Here is an 18672-nt window from a genome sequence, read left to right as displayed (position 1 = left end):
ATGGCTGACCTCCCCGACCACACCCACTACGCCTACCGGGTGCTGTGGTCCGCCGAAGATGCCGAATTCGTCGGCCTGTGCGCCGAGCTGCCCTCACTCTCGTGGCTCGCCGCCACGCAGGAGGAGGCGCTGACCGGTATCCGCGACCTGGTGCTGGACACGGTCACGGACCTGGCGGAGAACGGTGAGCCGATGCCACAGCCCCTGGCGGAGCGGAAGTACAGCGGGAAGTTCATGGTGCGCGTCTCGGCCGAGCTTCATGCCCGGCTGGTGCGCGAGGCAGCCGAGATGAATGTGTCGCTCAATCAGCTGGCGGGGCAGCGGCTGGCGGCCGGCTGACACCCGCGCACCAACACTCGAGGGCGTGGAGCTCCGTACTCCCCACGCCCCGTGCGCTGTCCACTCGGATCAGCAGGGTGGGGGCGGGGTGGTGGTGCTGGAGCCAGTCTCGGTCGCGGGTGGTGAGTTCGTCGTCGAGCCAGGCGAAGGGGGACGAGGCGGCTCGGGTGCTGAGGGCGCGGGTTTTCCAGTGCAGGCCGAACCAGCGGTCTTCGGCGAGCTGGGCGGGGGTGGGGTCGGGGAAGGGGGTGGTGGGGAGCGGGGGCCAGGAGAGGTGGGGGCAGAGGTCGCGGTTGGGGTCGGTCCAGGTGGTGGCCCAGACCAGGGCGCAGGGAAGGGCGGCCAGGCGGTGGGTGATGCGGCGGTCGATGCGGTCGGGGCCGGGGGCGGCGGGGTGGGTGGGGCCGAAGGGGATGAGGGTGCCGTCGACGTCGAGGAAGAGCAGGGGGCGCATGGTGCGAATGAGGGTAGCGAGAACGGGTAGGTGCTGGAGGTGCAGACCTTTCTGCCCTACCCCGACTTCGCGGCCACTGCTCGCGTGCTGGATGTGAAGCGGCTGGGGAAGCAGCGGGTGGAGGGGATTCAGGTGGTGCGGGCGCTGACGGTGCCCGGCTACGGGTGGCGGCATCATCCGGCGGCGGCCATGTGGGCGGGGTACGAGGAGGCGCTGGTCCGGTACGGGCTGGATGTGTGCGCGGTGTGGGTGGAGCTGGGGCACGCGGATACCTGTGCGGCGACCATGCTGAACGATCTCGCGGTGGGAACCGGGATCACCGCGCCGCGGACGCAGGCGGAGCTGGCGGCGGCGGGTGAGCTGCCGCCGTGGCTGGGGGACGCGGCGTTCCACCGCAGTCACCAGGCGGCGCTGGTGCACAAGGATCCGGAGTTCTACCGGGTGCGGTTCCCGGAGGTGCCGGACGACTTGCCGTACGTGTGGCCGGGGTCGGATCGGCCGCGCCGGGTGGCGGTGAGTACGCCCGCCGCCCGAGCGAAGCCGTGATCGCCCCGCGGCCCCGCGCAAGACGGGGCCGCGGGCGGATCACTCCACCGTGACGATCGTGACCTCGTCCCCCGCGGCGGACGTATCGTCCCCGGCCGCGACGAACCAGTGCGACACCTCACCGTCGGCGAGATCGTCCCCGACCGCGCCGGTGGGCAGTACCGAGAGCGCACCCGCGGTCGCGGCGGCGAGGAACTCGACGACCGCGACCAGCCCGCCGGTGGCGGTGGTGTAGGTCGTCGACTCGTAATCGACGCCGTGCTCGTCGCGCGCCCGGAGCGCGAGATCGAGCGCGGCCACCTGGCTGAACACCGTGCCGTCCGCGAGGACGAACGCCGGGCTCTCCTCGCCGAGCGGGCGAACCCGGTCGGCGTAGGAGACCGGGTGCGCGGGTGCCTCGGCGATGGCCGAGCGGACCGCGGCGTCGGCCGGGTCGATCCACTCGAGCTCGCCTGCCCCGGAGCCGATTCCGTAGCGCGCGCCGGTGACGGCGTCGAGCAGCGCGGCGGCTCCCGCCTTCTGCACCGCCCAGACGGCGACGATCGAGTCCACGGAGCGCGGCAGGGCGACGGCGACCACGTCGTCCGGGCCGATCCCGCGCCCGATGAGCACCCGGGCCAGCTGCGAGGAGCGGCGGTCGAGCACGTGGTACGGCAGCTCGTCCTCGCCTGCGAGCAGCGCGGGCGCCTCCGGATCGGCCTCGACCACCTCGCCGAGCACCTTCGACACGGTCCGCGCGCCGACCCGGTTCACCGGCTCGGGCGCGGCGGCGACCACCCCGGACTCGGCGAGCAGCCTGCTGCGCTCCTCGGCGTCCAGGATGTCGATGTCGCCGACGAGGCCGTCCGGGTCGCCGAGCAGCCCCTCCAGCACCCGCATCAGCCTGGCGGCGAGGGTGCGCACCTCGTCGGCGGTGAAGCGGCTGGTGAGGTACTCGAAGGCGAACTCGATGGTCGACTCGGCGGTGACCTGCAGCGTCATCGGGTAGTGCGTGTTGCTGAGCACGCCGACGCCGTTCACCGACATGCCGTCGATGGAGCTGGCGGCGGCGATCGCCTCCCGGTCGATCGGGTACGACTCGAAGACCAGCAGGGTGTCGAAGAGCGAGCCCGCGCCCGCGCTCCGCTGGATCTCGGCGAGCCCGACGTAGTGGTGGTCGAGCAGGTCGGCCTGCTCGCGCTGCAGCCGCACCAGCTGGTCGGCGATGGGTGCGTGGTCGTCGATCCGCACCCGCACCGGGAGGGTGTTGATGAAGAGCCCGACCATGGACTCGACGCCGGGCAGCTCGGCCGGTCGGCCGGAGACGGTGGCGCCGAAGACCACGTCGGTGCGGCCGGTGAGCCGCCCGATCAGGATCCCCCACGCCGCCTGGACCAGCGTGTTCACCGTGACGCCGAGGTCGGCGCAGTGCTTGGTGAGCCTGCGGGCCCGCTCCGGGTCGATCGAGGTGATCAGCTTGCCGGTCTCGTACCGCTCGGGGCCGCGGGCGGCCGAGGCCAGCTCGGTCGGCTCGGCGGCGCCCTCCAGCGCCTCCGCCCAGGTGCGCAGCGAGGCGTTCAGGTCGCGCTCGCCCAGCCAGCCCAGGAAGTCCCGGTACGGAGTCACCGCCGGCAGCTGCGAGCGGTTGCCGTGCACCGCGTACAGCACCAGCAGGTCCTGCATGAGCAGCGGCATGGACCAGCCGTCGATCAGCACGTGGTGCGTGGTGATCGAGAGGTGGTACTGCTCGGCGGCGGTGCGGTAGAGGGTGAACCGGACCAGCGGCGGGGCCGCCATGTCGAACCGGGTGGCCTGGTCGGCCGCGAGCAGTTCGCGCAGCGCGGCGGCGGGGTCGTCGCGGTCGGTCAGGTCGACCTCGCGCCACGGCACCTCGGCGCGCTCCGGCACCACCTGGACGGCCTGGCCGTCGGAGTCGGTGACGAAGCCGGCGCGCAGGTTCGGGTAGCGGTCGAGGATGCCCTGGGCCGCGGTGTGCAGCCGGTCCGCGTCCACCGTGCCGAGCAGGTCGACCATGGCCTGCATGACGTAGATGTCGGTGCTCGCGGTGGTCATCAGGGCGTGGAAGAGCAGCCCGGACTGCAGCGGGGTGAGCGGCCAGACCTCGGCGAGCCCGGGGTAGCCGCGCTCCCACTCCTCCAGGTCGCCCTGGCGCACCCGGACCAGCGGCATGTCGGACGGGGTGAAGCCGCCCGCGTCCGGCGAGCCCGCGTGCTCGGCGAGCCCGGCGAGTGCGGCGGTCCAGAGCTCGGCCAGCTCCGCGAGCCGCTCGGCGGGCAGGCTCCCGCTGAAGTCGGTGACCAGCTCGCCACCGGCGCCGACAGCGGCCAGCACCTCGATGCCCGCGGTCGCGGCGGCCGTGCCCTCCCCCTCGATCGTGGAAGCCGACGTGACACCTGCGGTCGCGACAGCCGACGTGACACCTGCGACCGCGGCGGCCACTGCGGGCAGCGGGTATTCGTCGAAGCCCTCGACCCTGGCCCCGGCGAAGCGGAAGGTGATCCCGCCCGGCTCCCCGGCCGCGAAGAGCGCGGGGTATCCGTGCTCCGGCACCGCGAGCACCTGCTCCTTGACCAGCTTGAGCGCCTCGCCCTCGCCGACCCCGGCCGCACCGAGATCGAGCCGCAGCGGATGCGTGACGGTGAAGTCACCGACCGTGCGGGTGAGCTCGGCACCGCGCTCGGCCGCGACCGGGCGCAGGTCGTTCACGTACCGCACGGTGGCGGCGGCGTTCCCGGTCCAGCGCGCGGTGGCCAGCGCCAGCGCGGTGAGCAGCGCGTCGGTGGCGACCCCGTGGTAGAGGCCGGGAACCACGCGCAGCACCGCGTCGCTCTCGGCCGCGGGAAGCACGGCCCGCACGTGCTGTACGGGTGCGTCCGCCGCGCCGAAGGCATCCACCTCGGTCGTGACCGCGACGGTCTCGCGATCCTGCGCGACCTCGTGCAACCAGCGGCGCAGCGAGGTCTCCGCCGCGGGCAGTTCGACGACCTCGCCCGCGGTGGCCTGCGCCAGCGCCCGGCCGAGATCGCCGGTGATGATCCGCCAGGAGGCGGGGTCGACCGCGAGCCGGTGCGCGACCAGCAGCAGCACATCCGCGCCGCCGTCGACCGCGAACCGCACCGCGCGGAACACGATCCCCGCGCCCGGGTCGAGCGCCGCCGCCTCGGTCGCGAGTGCGCGCGCCAGCGCGGCGTCCAGCTCGGCCGCGTCCGACGGCGCCGCGTCGGCCACGGCGGAATCCGGCTCGAGCGCGGTGACCCGCTCGTTCCGCAGTACGTCGGCGACGGCGACGGCGCCGCGCTCACGCAGCTCGAGCACCGCGTCGGTGCGCCGCAGCCGCAGCGCCTCGTGCCGGTCCAGCACGGCTGCGAGCGCCGCCCGCAGCTCCTGCTCGCCGGTCCCGGTCGGCAGCCGCAGCGCGACCGCGTCGCTGCCGTCGAGCGCGACCAGCGCCGGGGGCAGCGCGACCTCGCCGATCCCGCCGCCGGAGAGCTCGGCCAGGCGCTGCCGCCCGGTCACCGCACCGGCGACCGCGGCCAGTCCGGCCACGCTGCGCTGGTCGAAGACGTCGCGCACGGAGAAGACCGCGCCGAGCGTCTTGGCCCTGGAGACCAGCTGGATGGAGAGGATGCTGTTGCCGCCGAGCGCGAAGAAGTCGTCGTCGGCGCCGATCTGCTCGGCCCCGAGGACGTCGGCGAAGACCCGCGCCACCAGCTTCTCGGCCGGGGTGGACGGCGCGCGGAAGACGGCCTTCTCGAACTCGGGCTCGGGCAGGGCGTTGCGGTCCAGCTTGCCGTTGGCGTTCAGCGGCAGCGCCGCCAGCTCGACGAAGGCGCTCGGCACCATGTACGAGGGCAGCTCGCCGGCCAGCGCGTGCGCCAGCGCGCGCTTGTCGAGTTCGGCGGCGGGCACCACGTAGGCGACCAACCGGTCACCGAGGCCGGGATCGGTCCTGGCCAGCACCGCCGCGGCGGCGATCCCGGGCTGCCTGAGCAGCGCGGCCTCGATCTCGCCCAGCTCGATGCGGAAGCCGCGGATCTTCACCTGGAAGTCGGTGCGGCCCCGGTACTCCAACTCGCCGCCCGCGTTCCAGGCCACCAGGTCGCCGGTGCGGTACATCCGCGCGCCCGGCTCGAAGGGGCTGGCCACGAAGCGGTCCGCGGTCAGCTCGGGCCGCGCGAAGTAGCCGCGGGCCAGCTGCGCACCGGCCAGGTAGAGCTCACCGGAGACCCCGACCGGAACCGGCCGCAGCCGCGAATCCAGCACGTAGACCCGGGAGTTCCACTCCGGCACGCCGATCGGCACCGAGACGACGTCGCCCGCCGTGACCTCGTGCGCGGTGATCGACACCGCGGCCTCGGTGGGGCCGTACAGGTTGAACAGCCCGGCGGCATTGCCGCGCCGGAATCGCTGCGCGGTCGCCGCGGGCAGCGCCTCGCCGATGGCGAGCACCCGGCGCAGCGAGCCGGGCAGCGTGCCGTCGGCCTCGGTGAGCAGCGCGTCCAGCATGGAGGGCACCACGTGCAGCGTGGTCACCCCGGTCTCGGCCATGAGCGTGCGCAGGTAGGCCGGGTCGCGGTGGCCGTCGGCGGTGGCGATCACCAGGGTGCCGCCCGCGGCCGCGGCGGACCAGAACTCCCAGACCGAGAGGTCGAAGGTGGCCGCGGTCTTGAGCAGCACCGCGTCGTCGGCGCCGAGGCCGTACTCGGCGGTCTTCCACTGCAACTGGTTGGCGATGGCGCCGTGCGGCACCGCGACGCCCTTGGGCTGGCCGGTGGAGCCGGAGGTGAAGATGACGTACGCCGTGTTCGCCGGGGTGAGCGCCGCGCGGCGCTCGGCCGGGCGCACCGGCGCGCCGTCCAGCCCGGCCAGATCCAGCTCGTCCAGCACGACCACCTCCGCCGCGGTGGTCGCGAAGGCGTCCCCTGCCGTGGTGAGCACGCAGGTCGGGGCGGCGGTGCCGAGGATGTACTCGACCCGCTCGGCCGGCTGGTCCGGGTCGACCGGCACGTAGGCGGCGCCTGCCACCGCGACCGCGTACATGGCGATCACCAGGTCGGCGGAGCGCCGGATGGCCAGCGCCACCCGATCCTCCGGGCCGACCCCGCGCTCGATCAGGTAGCGGGCGAGCCGGTTCACCCGCACCCCGAGCCCGGCGTAGCTCAGCTCGCCGTCGGGGCTGATCAGGGCGGTGTTCTCGCGCTGGGCCTCGACGCTCGCGTTCAGCAGCGAGACCAGCGTGGCCGCGGTGTCCACCGGGTGCGCGGTGTCGTTCCAGGTGTCGAGGATGCGCTCGCTCTCGTCGGCGGCAAGCAGCTCGAGCTCGCCGACGGCGACCGCCGGGTCGGCGATGACCGCGTCCAGCACCCGGAGGAACCGGTCGGCGAAGCCCTGCACCGTCGCCTCGTCGAAGAGGTCGGTGGCGTAGCCGAATTCGGTGATGATCTCGGCGGGGGTGCCGTCCTCGGCGTACCGGTCGTAGAGCGTGACGTGCAGGTCGGTCTTGGCCAGCTGGGAGTCGAAGTCGACCGCGCTCACCGTCAGCCCGGGCAGGGTGATGGTGGTCTCGGCCAGGTTCTGGAACGACAGCCCGATCTGGAAGAGCGGGTTGCGGGCGGTGGAGCGCTCCGGGTTGAGCACCTCGACCAGCCGCTCGAACGGGACGTCGGCGTTGGCGAAGGCCTCGAGGTCGCGGTCGCGCACCTCGGCGAGCAGGCCGGCGAAGCCCACCTCCGGCCGGACCCTGGTGCGGAACACGAGGGTGTTGACGAACATGCCGATCAGGTCGTCGAGTTCGCGCTCGCCGCGGCCGGCGATCGGGGTGCCGACGGCGATGTCCTCGGTGCCGGAGAGCCGGGCGAGCAGCACCGCGAGCGCGGCGTGCACGACCATGAACAGTGACGACTGGTTGGCCCGGGCCAGCTCGGCCAGCGCCTGGTGCCGATCGGGCGAGATCTCGAAGCGGATCGCCTTGCCGTGGAAGGACTGCGCGGGCGGGCGCGGCCGGTCGGCGGGCAGCTCGAGCTGGTCGGGGAGCCCGTCCAGCGCGGCCTTCCAGTAGGCGACCTGGCGGGCGACCAGCGATTCCGGGTCGTCCTCGGCGCCGAGCACCTCGCGCTGCCACAGCGCGTAGTCGGCGTACTGCACCGGCAGCGGCGTCCAGGACGGTGCCTCGCCGCCGACCCGCGCGATGTAGGCGGCCATCAGGTCGCGGGCCAGCGGGCCCATCGACGCGCCGTCGGCCGCGACGTGGTGCACCACGAAGGCGACGACGTGCTCCGGGGTCTCGGTGGCCTCCGTGATCCGGAAGAGCGCCACCGCGAGCGGCACCTCGACGGTGACGTCGAAGGTGGTCATGGCGAACCGGATCACCGCGGGCACCAGGTCGGCTTCGGTGACGTCGGTGATCGCCAGCGTCGGCGCGGTGCGCCCGGCGGGCAGGATCACCTGCCGCGGGCCCTCCTCGGCGCTCGGGTACGTGGTGCGCAGCACCTCGTGCCTGGCGAAGACGTCGCCGATGGCCTGCTCCAGCGCGGTGACGTCCAGCGCGCCGGAGAGCCGCACCGCGAGCGGGATGTTGTCGACGGCCGAGGTGGTGGTGTCGAACTGGTTCAGGAACCAGTACCTGGCCTGCGCCGGGGAGAGCGGGATCTGCTCCGGCCGCTCCCCCGCCACCAGGACCGGGCGGGCCCGGCCGGAGCCGGCCGCGCGCTCGACCCTGGTGGCCAGCGCGGCCACCGTCGACGCCTCGAACAGGTCGCGCACCGCGAGCTGGGTGTCCAGCGCGGCGCCGATTCGCGCCGTGACCTGGGTGGCGAGCAGCGAGTTGCCGCCGAGTTCGAAGAAGTCGTCGTCGACGCCGACCCGGCCGACGCCGAGCACGTCGGCGAAGGTGTTGGCGACGATCTCCTCGATCGGTGTCGACGGCGCCCGGAACACCTTGGCCTCGAAGACCGGCGCGGGCAGCGCCCTGCGGTCCAGCTTGCCGGACGGGTTCAGCGGGAAGGCGTCGAGCAGCACGAAGGCGTTCGGCACCATGTAGCCGGGCAGCTCGCCGCCGAGTTCGGCGCGCACGGCCTCGATGTCGACGGTCGCGCCCGCGGCCGGGATCACGTAGGCGACCAGCTGGTCGCCGAGGCGGTCGTCCGAGCGGACCAGGACCACCGACTGCGCGATGCTCGGCAGCGCGGTCAGCGCCGACTCGATCTCGCCCAGCTCGATCCGCAGGCCGCGCAGCTTGACCTGGAAGTCGGTGCGGCCCAGGTACTCCAGCTCGCCGTTCGCGCGCCAGGTGACCAGGTCGCCGGTGCGGTACATGCGCGCGCCCGGCTCGCCGTACGGGCTCGCCACGAAGCGGTCGGCGGTCAGCTCCGGCCGCGCGACGTAGCCGCGGGCCAGCTGGGCGCCTGCCAGGTACAGCTCACCCGGGACCCCGGCCGGAACCGGCCGCAGCCGCGAATCCAGCACGTACACCCGGGTGTTGAAGACCGGCGCGCCGATCGGCACGGTGACCGCGTCGGCCTCGGTGACCTCGTGGAAGGTCACGTCGACCGCGGCCTCGGTCGGCCCGTAGAGGTTGTGCAGCCTGGCGCCGGTCAGCTCGACGAGCCGCTGCGCGGTCGCCGCGGGCAGCGCCTCGCCGGAGGCGAAGACCGCGCGCAGCGAGGTGCACTCGTCGGCCCGCTCCTCGGCGACGAAGACCGACATCATCGAGGGGACGAAGTGCGCGACCGTGACCCGCTCCTCGGTGATGATCCGGACCAGGTAGCCGGGGTCGCGATGGCCGTCCGGCCGCGCGACCACCAGCCGGGCGCCGAGCTGCAGCGGCCAGAAGAACTCCCACACCGACACGTCGAAGGTGGCGGGCGTCTTCTGCAGCACGGTGTCGGTCGCGTCCAGCCCGTACTCGGCCTGCATCCAGACCAGCCGGTTGACGATGGCGCCGTGCGTGACCGCGACGCCCTTGGGGCGCCCGGTGGAGCCGGAGGTGAAGATGACGTACGCGGTGTTCGACGGCCGCAGCGGCGCGCGCCGCTCCGCCGCGGCGATCGGCGCGCCGGAGAGCTCGGCGAGGTCGAGGCCGTCGATCGCGACGGTCCGGACGCCGGGGGCCGCGAAGCCGTCCCGCTCGGTGGTGAGCACCGCGACCGGGCGCGCGGTCTCCAGCACGTAGGCGATGCGTTCGGCCGGGTGGTCCGGGTCGAGCGGCACGTAGGCGCCGCCGGCCGCGCTCACCGCGTACATGCCGATCACCAGCTCGAAGGAGCGGCGCATGCCGAGCGCGACGAGCGCGTCCGGCCCGACCCCGAGGTCGATGAGGTGCCTGGCCAGCCGGTGCACCCGGTCGGCGAACTCGGCGTAGCTCAGCGTCTCGCCCTCGAAGGTGAGCGCGGGCGCGTCCGGGGTGCGGGCCGCCTGCGCCTCGAACAGCGAGACCAGGGTGGCGGCGGAGTCGACCGGGTGCGCGGTGGCGTTCCAGGTCTCCAGCACCCGGGTGCGCTCGGCGGCGTCGAGCAGCTCGATCTCGCCGACCGGGGTGGCGGGCGCGGCGACGGCCGCGGTGAGCAGCCGGACCAGCCGCAGCGCGAAGCCGTTGACGGTGGCCGGGTCGAAGAGATCGGTGGCGTAGGCGAACTCGGCCGCCATGCCCTCGTGCTCGCCTGCGCTGGTCAGGTTGAGGTGCAGGTCGAACTTGGCGGTCACCACGTCCAGCGGCACCCCGGCGACCTCCAGCCCGGGCAGCGTGAAGGTGGCCTCGCCGGTGTTCTGGAAGGAGAGCATGACCTGGAACAGCGGGTGCCTGGCCTGCGAGCGGGCCGGGTTCAGGATCTCCACCAGCCGCTCGAAGGGCAGGTCGGCGTGGCCGAAGGCGGCCAGGTCGGTCTCCCTGGTCCTGGTCAGCAGCTCGACGAAGGGCTCGGCCGGGTCGACCGCGCTGCGCAGTACCAGGGTGTTGACGAACATGCCGATGGCGTCGTCCAGCGCGGCCTCACCGCGGCCGGCGACCGCGGTGCCGATGGCGACGTCGTCGCTGTTCGAGAGCCGGGCCAGCAGCGCGGCCAGCGCGGCGTGCACCACCATGAAGAGGCTGGCGCCGTGCGCGCGGGCCATCGAGTTCAGCCCGTGCACCAGGTCGGCGTCGAGCCAGAAGGCGTGTACGCCACCGCGGTTGGAGGCGACGGCGGGGCGGGAGCGGTCGGCGGGCAGGTCGAGCTGGTCGGGCAGCCCGGCCAGGTTCGCCGACCAGTACCGCACCTGCTGGGCGATGAGCGAGTCCGGCTCGTCCTCGGAGCCGAGCGTTTCGCGCTGCCAGAGCGCGTAGTCGGCGTACTGCACCGGCAGCGGCGCCCAGCCGGGAGCCTCGCCGCGCGAGCGCGCGGCGTAGGCGATCATCACGTCCTTGGCCAGCGGCTGCACCGACCAGCCGTCGCCGGAGATGTGGTGCACCACGAAGACGAGCACGTGGGTGTCTGGCTGCGAGCCGTCCATGGAACCGGCGACGCGCAGCAGCGCGGCGCGCACCGGCACCGCGGTGGTGACGTCGAAGCCGGCCAGCACCAGTTCGCTGATCCGCTCCTCCAGCTCGGCCTCGGCGACGGTGATCGGCGTGAGGTCGATGCCGACCTGGCTCGCGGGCAGCACCACCTGCACGCCGTGGCCGTCCGCGGTCTCCGGGTAGACCGTGCGCAGCACCTCGTGCCGCTCGATCACGTCGGCGACCGCGCGGCGCAGCGCGTCGGTGTCGAGCGCGCCGGTGAGCCGGACCGCCATCGGGATGTTGTTCACCGCGGTGGCGCTGTCGAAGCGGTTCAGGAACCACATGCGCTGCTGGGCCAGCGAGAGCGGGATGGTCGCCGGACGGGCCCCGGCCACCAGCTCCCGGCCGCGGCCGCTGCCCGCACCGGCCTCGACCCTGGCCGCGAGCGCGGCGACGGTCGGCGCCTCGAAGACCATCCGCACCGGCACCCTGGTGTTCAGCGCGGCACCGAGCCTGGCCACCACCTGGGTCGCGATCAGCGAGTTGCCGCCGAGGTCGAAGAAGTCGTCGTCCTGGCCGATCGGCCGGTCGCCGTCCACCTCGATGCCGAGCACCCGCGCGAAGGTGTCGGCCACCAGCTCCTGCACCGGCGTCGCCGGCGCGCGGAACTCCCTGACCTCGAACTCCGGCTCCGGCAGCGCGCGCCGGTCCAGCTTGCCGTTCGCGTTCAGCGGCAGCTCGGCCAGCACCACCAGCGCGGCCGGGACCATGTACGAGGGCAGCTGTGCCGCGACGTGTTCGCGAACGGCCGCGACGTCGATCGGGGTCGAGCTCGGCACCACGTAGGCGACGAGGCGGTCGCCGAGGCGATCGTCGCTGCGCACCAGGGCGACGGCCTGGGCGACCGTCTCGTGCGCGGTCAACGCCGTCTCGATCTCACCCAGCTCGATCCGCAGACCACGCAACTTCACCTGGAAATCGGTACGACCCAGATAGACGATCGCACCGAAGCCATCACGAGTCACCAGATCACCCGTGCGATACATGCGAGCACCCCGCCCGCCATACGGATTCGCCACGAAACGATCCGCCGTCAGATCCGCACGACCGAAATAACCACGGGCCAACTGAGCACCCGCGAGATAGAGCTCACCCGCAATACCCGGGGCAACAGGATGCATCCTGGCATCGAGCACATACGCCTCGGCATTCCACACCGGAAGACCGATCGGCACCGCACCCGCGACCTCGACAGGCACCGCGTGATGAGTAGCGTGCACCGCGAACTCGGTCGGACCGTACAGATTGTGCAGCTCCGCCGAGGACACCCGGCGCATAGCCTGGACCGAGTCGGCCGTGAACGCCTCACCGGCCACCAACACCACGCGCAGCGAATCCAGCGCGCCGGAACTGATCCCGGCGGCCTCGACAGTGCTCGCGAAGACACTGAGCATCGACGGCACGAACGAGGTCATGGTGACCCGCTCAGCCGCGATCACCTCGGCCAGATAAGCCGGATCACGATGACCATCCGGGCTCGCCACAACCATCCGGCCACCGACGCTCAACGGACCGAACAACTCCCACACCGACACATCGAACGTGGCCGGAGTCTTGAACAACACCACATCATCGACACCGATGCCGTACTCGGCAGTGATCCACCGAACCTGATTCACCACCGCCGCGTGCGGCAACGCGACACCCTTGGGGCGACCCGTCGAACCCGAGGTGAAGATGACATACGCCGGATTGTGCGGACGCAGCGGCGCGATCCGGTCGGCGTCGGTCAGCGGAGTGTCGGCATAGCCGTCGAGCGCGAGGCCATCGAGGACGAACACCGGAATACCGTCCGCGGTGAAACCGGTATCACCACTGGTCAGCACCGCCGCGGGACGCGCGGTCTCCAACACGTGGGCGATCCGCTCGGCCGGCTGATCCAGATCGAGCGGGACATAACCGCCACCGGCCTCCTGCACCGCGTACGCGGCGACCACCAGATCCACCGAACGGCGCAGCGCCAACCCGATCAACCGCTCCGGGCCCGCACCAGCGGCAACCAGATAACGAGCCAACCGGTGCACCCGCGCACCGAACTCGGCATAGGTCAGGGTCGTTCCGGTCGCCGGATCCACGATCGCCACAGCGCCGGGGGTGCGACGCTCCTGTGCGGCGAACGCCGAGACCAGCGTCTCCGCCGGATCCAGCGGGTAGGAAGTGTCGTTCCACCCCCGCAACGCCAGCTCCCGCTCACGCTCGTCGAGCAGGGAGATGTCGCCGACGGGCAGGTCGGGATCCGCGATGACGGCGGCGAGCACCCGGTCCAGCCGGTGCGCGAAGGCGGCGACCGTCGCCTCGTCGAAGAGGTCGACGGCGTAGGAGAACTCGGCCGACATGCCTGCCGCTTCGCCGTTGCCGTCCCTGATCTCCTGCATGGTCAGCTGCAGGTCGAACTTGGCCAGGTTGGCGTCGTAGTCGATGCCGGTGACCGAGAGCCCCGGCAGTTCGAGCCGCGCCTGCTTGGTGTTCTGGAAGGCGAGCATCACCTGGAAGAGCGGGTGCCGCGCCTGCGAGCGGGCCGGGTTCAGGATCTCGACCAGCCGCTCGAAGGGCAGGTCGGCGTGCGCGAAGGCGTGCAGGTCGGTCTCGCGGGCCTGCGCGAGGAGTTCGGCGAAGGTCTGCCCCGCGGCCACCCGCGTCCGGAGCACGAGGGTGTTGACGAACATGCCGACCAGGTCGTCGAGCGCGGCTTCACCGCGGCCGGCGACCGGGGTGCCGATGGCGATGTCGTCGGTGCCGGAGAGCCGGGCGAGCAGCACCGCGAGGGCGCTGTGCACGACCATGAACGGCGAGGCGTTGTGTTTGCGGCCCAGCTCGACGAGGGCGTGCTGGGTGGCGGCCGAGACGACGAACGAGTAGGTGCCGCCGCGGTAGCCGGCGACGGCGGGCCGCGGGCGGTCGGCGGGCAGCGCCAGCTCGTCCGGCAGGTCGGCGAGCTCGCGCGACCAGTAGTCGATCTGCGCCGCGATGAGCGACTCCGGATCGTCCTCCGAGCCGAGCACCTCGCGCTGCCACAGCGCGTAGTCGGCGTACTGGACCGGCAGTTCGGTCCAGGCGGGGGCCTCCCAGGTGGTGCGCGCCGCGTAGGCGACGATCACATCGCGGGAGAGCGGCGCCATCGACCACCCGTCGGCCGAGATGTGGTGCACGACCATGCAGAGCACGTACTCGGTCTCGCTGATCTCGAAGAGCCGCGCGTGCAGCGGCACCTCGCTGGTGACGTCGAACGCCATCGTCGCCAGGTCGATCAGGTGCTCGAGCAGCGTGTCCTCGCTCACCCGGTACGGCGTGAGGTCGGGGACGATCTGCGCGGCGTCCAGCACGACCTGGACGGGGCCGCCGACGGTCTCCGGGAAGACGGTGCGCAGCGACTCGTGCCGGTCGATGACGTCGATGACGGCGACCTGCAGCGCGGCGATGTCGAGTTCACCGGAGAGCCGGATGGCGACCGGGATGTTGTTGACCGCGGAGGCGGTGTCGAAGCGGTTCAGGAACCACATGCGCTGCTGCGCCAGCGAGAGCGGGACCTGCTCCGGCCGCTCCCTGGCGACGAGCGCCTTGCGCGCGCCCTCGCCCGCCTGGGACTCCACCCGCGCGGCGAGCGCGGCGACGGTCGGCGCCTCGAAGACGGTGCGCACCGGCACCCTGGTGTCCAGCGCGATGCCGACGCGCGAGGCGACCTGGGTGGCGATCAGCGAGTTGCCGCCCAGCTCGAAGAAGTCGTCGTCGACCCCGACCCGCGCCAGGTCGAGCACCTCCGCGAAGACCGCGGCGACGATCTCCTCGATCGGGGTCGACGGCGCCCGGAACTCCTTGACCTCGAAGACCGGAGCGGGCAGCGCCCTGCGGTCCAGCTTGCCGACCGGGGTCAGCGGAATCCGGTCGAGCACCATGATCGAGGACGGCACCATGTAGCCGGGCAGCCTCGCCTCGACATGCTCGGTCAGCTCCGCCACGTCGATCGAGTGCGCCTGCGCGGCAACGACGTAGGACACCAGCGAGGTTCCGCCCGCGGTGCCACGGTGGCCGATGGTGACCGCGAAGTCGACCGATTCGTGCGCCGCGAGCGCGGCGTCGATCTCGCCCAGCTCGATGCGGAAACCGCGCACCTTGACCTGGAAGTCCGAGCGGCCCACGTACTCGACCTCGCCGGTCCGGGTCCAGCGCACCACGTCACCGGTGCGGTACATCCGCTGTCCGGCGGCGAACGGGTTCGCCACGAACCGCTCGGCGGTCAGCCCCGGACGCGCGTGGTAGCCGCGCGCCAGCTGAACGCCGGACAGGTACAGCTCACCCGCGACACCCACCGGAACCGGCCGCAGCCGCGAGTCCAGGATCAGCGACTGCATGCCCCTGGTCGGGCCGCCGATCGTGACCGGCTCCCCCGGCCGCAGCGGAGCGCTGATGTTGGTCATGATCGTGGTCTCGGTGGGGCCGTAGCCGTTGTGGAAGGCGCGAGCGGCGCCGCCGGGCAGCGGGACCGCCCATTTCGCCACCAGCTCCGGCGGGCAGGCCTCACCACCGGCGACCAGCACCGCCAGGGTGTCGAGGCCGGACGGGTCGAACGTCGCCAGCGCGGCCGGGGTGATGAAGGCGTGCGTGACGGCCTCGTCGCGGATGAGCTCGGACAGCTCCTCGCCGCCGTACACCCCCGGCGGCACCACGACCAGCGCACCGCCGCGCGCCAGCGCGAGCAGCAGCTCCAGGATCGAGGCGTCGAAGCTCGGCGAGGCGAAATGCAGTGCCCGGCTGCGGGAATCGAGCCCGTACCGCTCGGCCTGCTCCGCGGCGAAGTTCGCCAGCCCCGAGTGCGTCACCACGACGCCCTTCGGGACGCCGGTCGAGCCGGAGGTGTAGATGACGTAGGCCGGATGCTCCGGCCGCAGCGCACGCACCCGCTCGGCATCGGTGATCACCGAGCCGTCGATGCCTGCGAGCTCCAGATCCTCCAGCACCAGCCAGCGCACCGACTCGGGCAGCCCGGCCCGCACCGACCGCACCGTCAACCCGATCGGCGAACCCGAATCGGTGACCATGTGCGCGATCCGCTCGGCCGGGTAGTTCGGATCGACCGGAACGAACGCCGCCCCCGTCTTGGCGACCGCCCACGCGGCGAACACCGAATCCGCCGATCGCGGCACAGCGACGGCAACCAGATCCTCGGCCCCGATGCCATCGGCGATGAGCGACCGCGCCAGGCGGTTCGACTGCTCGTCCAGCTCACCGTAGGAGGTCGGCACGCCGTCGAAGATCACCGCGGGCGCGGCCGGATCGACCGCGGCGGCCGCGGCCATCAGCTCCGCGAGCGGACGCGGCGGCACCGCGGGGGCGCCGGTCCTGGCGATCAGGTCGTCGCGCTCGGCGGCGTCGAGCACGTCGACCGCACCGACCGGCACCGCCGGATCGGCGACGACGGCCCGCAGGACGCGCACGAACCGCTCGGCGAACGAGGCCACCGTCGCGGCGTCGAAGAGATCGGTCGCGAAGTTCACGACGCCGGCGATCCCGCCGGCCTCGCCCTTGGCCCCGCGGTGCTCGGTCAGCGTCCACTGCAGGTCGAACTTGGCGATGGCGACCTCGAGCTCCTCGGCGGAGACCGAGAGGCCGGGCAGCTCGACCGTGCCGTTCGCGAGCTCCTGGAAGGAGAGCATGACCTGGAACAGCGGGTGCCTGGCCTGCGAGCGGGCCGGGTTCAGCACCTCGACCAGCCGCTCGAAGGGAACGTCGGCGTGTGCGAAGGCGGCGAGATCCAGCTCCCGCGCCGCGCCGAGGAACTCGGTGAACGTCTGCCCCTGCTGCACCTGCGTGCGCAGCACGAGGGTGTTGACGAACATGCCGATCAGGTCGTCGAGCGCCTCCTCACCGCGCCCCGCGATCGGGGTGCCGACCGCGATGTCGGAGCTGCCGGAGAGCCGGGAGAGCAGCAGCGCCAAGGCCGCGTGCACGACCATGAACAGGGTGACGCCCTCGGCCCGCGCGAGCGCGGCCAGCTGCGCGTGCAGTTCCGCGTCGATATCGAACCCGAGCTGCGCGCCCTGGAAGCTCTGCGCCTGCGGGCGCGGCCGGTCGAACGGGAGATCCAGCTGGTCGGGCAGGTCGGCCAGCGTCGTCCGCCAGTACGCGATCTGCCCGGCGGCCATGGATTCGGGGTCGGACTCGGCGCCGAGCAGTTCGCGCTGCCACAGCGTGTAGTCGCGGTACTGCACCGGCAGCGGCGTCCAGTTCGGCTCCTGCCCGGCCGCCCTGGCCAGGTAGGCGGCCGCGACGTCGCGAGCGAGCGGGCCGAAGGAGAAGCCGTCCGCGGCGATGTGGTGCACGACGAACGCGACCGCGTAGTCGCCCGTGCCGTTGTGCGACCCGGCGAGGTGGAAGACCCGCATGCGGATCGGCAGATCCTCGGAGACGTCGAACCCGCGCGAGGCGAAGCTCCGCAGCTCGCCGGGGAGGTCGGCGGCCTCGATGGTCTGCAGCGTGATGCCGAGGTCGACCTCGTCGATCGGCAGCACCTTCTGGAAGCCGCCGTCGGCGTCCGGGAAGACGGTGCGCAGCGACTCCTGGCGCACCACCACGTCGGTGAGCGCCGCCCGCAGCGCGGGCACATCCACGTGGCCGCGCAGCCGCACCACGAAGGGCAGGTTGTAGGTCGGGACGGTGGGATCGAACTGGTTGAGGAACCACATCCGCTGCTGGGCCAGCGAGAGCGGCACCAGCTCCGGGTGCTGCCGCGCGGTCAGCGCGGGGCGGGCGACCTCGGCCGGGGTGGTGTGCTCGGCGCGGGCCGCGATCGCGGCGACGGTCGGCGTCTCGAAGAGCGCGCGCACCCCGAGCCGGATCCCGAAGGCGGCGCCGATCCGCGCCACCACCTGGGTGGCGACCAGCGAGTTACCGCCCAGCTCGAAGAAGTTGTCGTCCGCGCCGACCCGCTCCTGGCTGAGCACGTCGGCGAAGATGCCCGCGACGATCTCCTCGGCGGCCGTGCGCGGGGCACGGAAACCGGCGGCGTCGGCGGTGAACACCGGCTCCGGCAGGCCCTTGCGGTCCAGCTTGCCGCTGGTGTTCAGCGGGAAGGCGTCCAGCACGACGAGCGCGGCGGGCACCATGTAGCTCGGCAGCCGCTCGGCGGCGGTTCTGGTCGCCACCGCGGGGTCGATGGTGGCGCCGGGGGCGGGCACCACGTACGCCACCAACTGCTGGCCGGTGGCGGTGTCGAGCACCAGGACGGCGGCCTGGCTGATGGCCGGGTTGGCCAGCAGGACCGTCTCGATTTCGCCGAGTTCGATGCGTTGGCCGCGGAATTTGACCTGGAAGTCGGTACGGCCGATGTACTCCAGGACCCCGTCGCTGTTCCACCGCACCAGATCACCCGTGCGGTACATGCGCTCGCCGGGTGCGGCGAAGGGGTTGGCGACGAAACGGTCCGAGGTCAGATCCGCGCGGCCACGGTAGCCCCGCGCGAGCTGCCGCCCACCCAGATACAACTCACCCGGCGCACCGATCGCGGCCGGACGCAACCGCCCGTCCAGGACGTAGACCGCCACGTTCCATTCCGGGATACCGATCGGCACGGTGACGGTGTCGGCGGTGGTCGCTTCCCAGTAGGTCACCGACACCGCGGCCTCGGTCGGCCCGTACAGGTTGTGCAACCCGGCCGAGGAGATCGCCCGCAACCCCGCCGCGGTCTCCGGCGGCAGGGCCTCACCGATCACGAACACCGCGCGCAGCGTCGCGACCTGCTCGGCGGTGGCGTGAGCGACGAACACCGTCAACATCGACGGCACGAAATCGGTGACCGTGACCC

At 72.5% G+C, this 18672-nt stretch carries 4 protein-coding genes; 2 read left to right on the top strand and 2 right to left on the bottom strand.

All coding sequences use genetic code 11. The features are described from left to right. Entirely contained in the window at positions 1 to 339 is a 339-nt protein-coding gene (locus ACFO0B_RS00025; protein ID WP_378610155.1) for a type II toxin-antitoxin system HicB family antitoxin, read from the top strand. On the opposite strand, the gene ACFO0B_RS00020 is transcribed toward ACFO0B_RS00025, so the two are convergent. Next, positions 302 to 793, bottom strand: coding sequence for an HAD domain-containing protein (locus ACFO0B_RS00020; RefSeq protein ID WP_378610154.1), 492 nt, complete (start codon positions 791 to 793; stop codon positions 302 to 304). The two genes, ACFO0B_RS00025 and ACFO0B_RS00020, sit on opposite strands and share 38 nt — an antisense overlap. A gap of 39 nt (positions 794 to 832) precedes the next feature. On the opposite strand from ACFO0B_RS00020, the gene ACFO0B_RS00015 reads away from it, so the two are divergent. Continuing rightward, positions 833 to 1339 (top strand): MSMEG_6728 family protein, encoded by a 507-nt coding sequence (locus tag ACFO0B_RS00015; RefSeq protein ID WP_378610153.1) that lies wholly within the window; start codon positions 833 to 835, stop codon positions 1337 to 1339. A 39-nt stretch (positions 1340 to 1378) separates the two neighbouring features. On the opposite strand, the gene ACFO0B_RS00010 is transcribed toward ACFO0B_RS00015, so the two are convergent. Then, positions 1379 to 18672, bottom strand: a 17294-nt coding sequence (locus tag ACFO0B_RS00010; protein ID WP_378610152.1) for a non-ribosomal peptide synthase/polyketide synthase, incomplete at its 5' end; no start/stop codon positions are given.

The organism is Nocardia jiangsuensis (assembly GCF_042650385.1).
Taxonomy (GTDB): domain Bacteria; phylum Actinomycetota; class Actinomycetes; order Mycobacteriales; family Mycobacteriaceae; genus Nocardia; species Nocardia jiangsuensis.
This window is presented reverse-complemented; position numbering and strand designations above follow the sequence as displayed.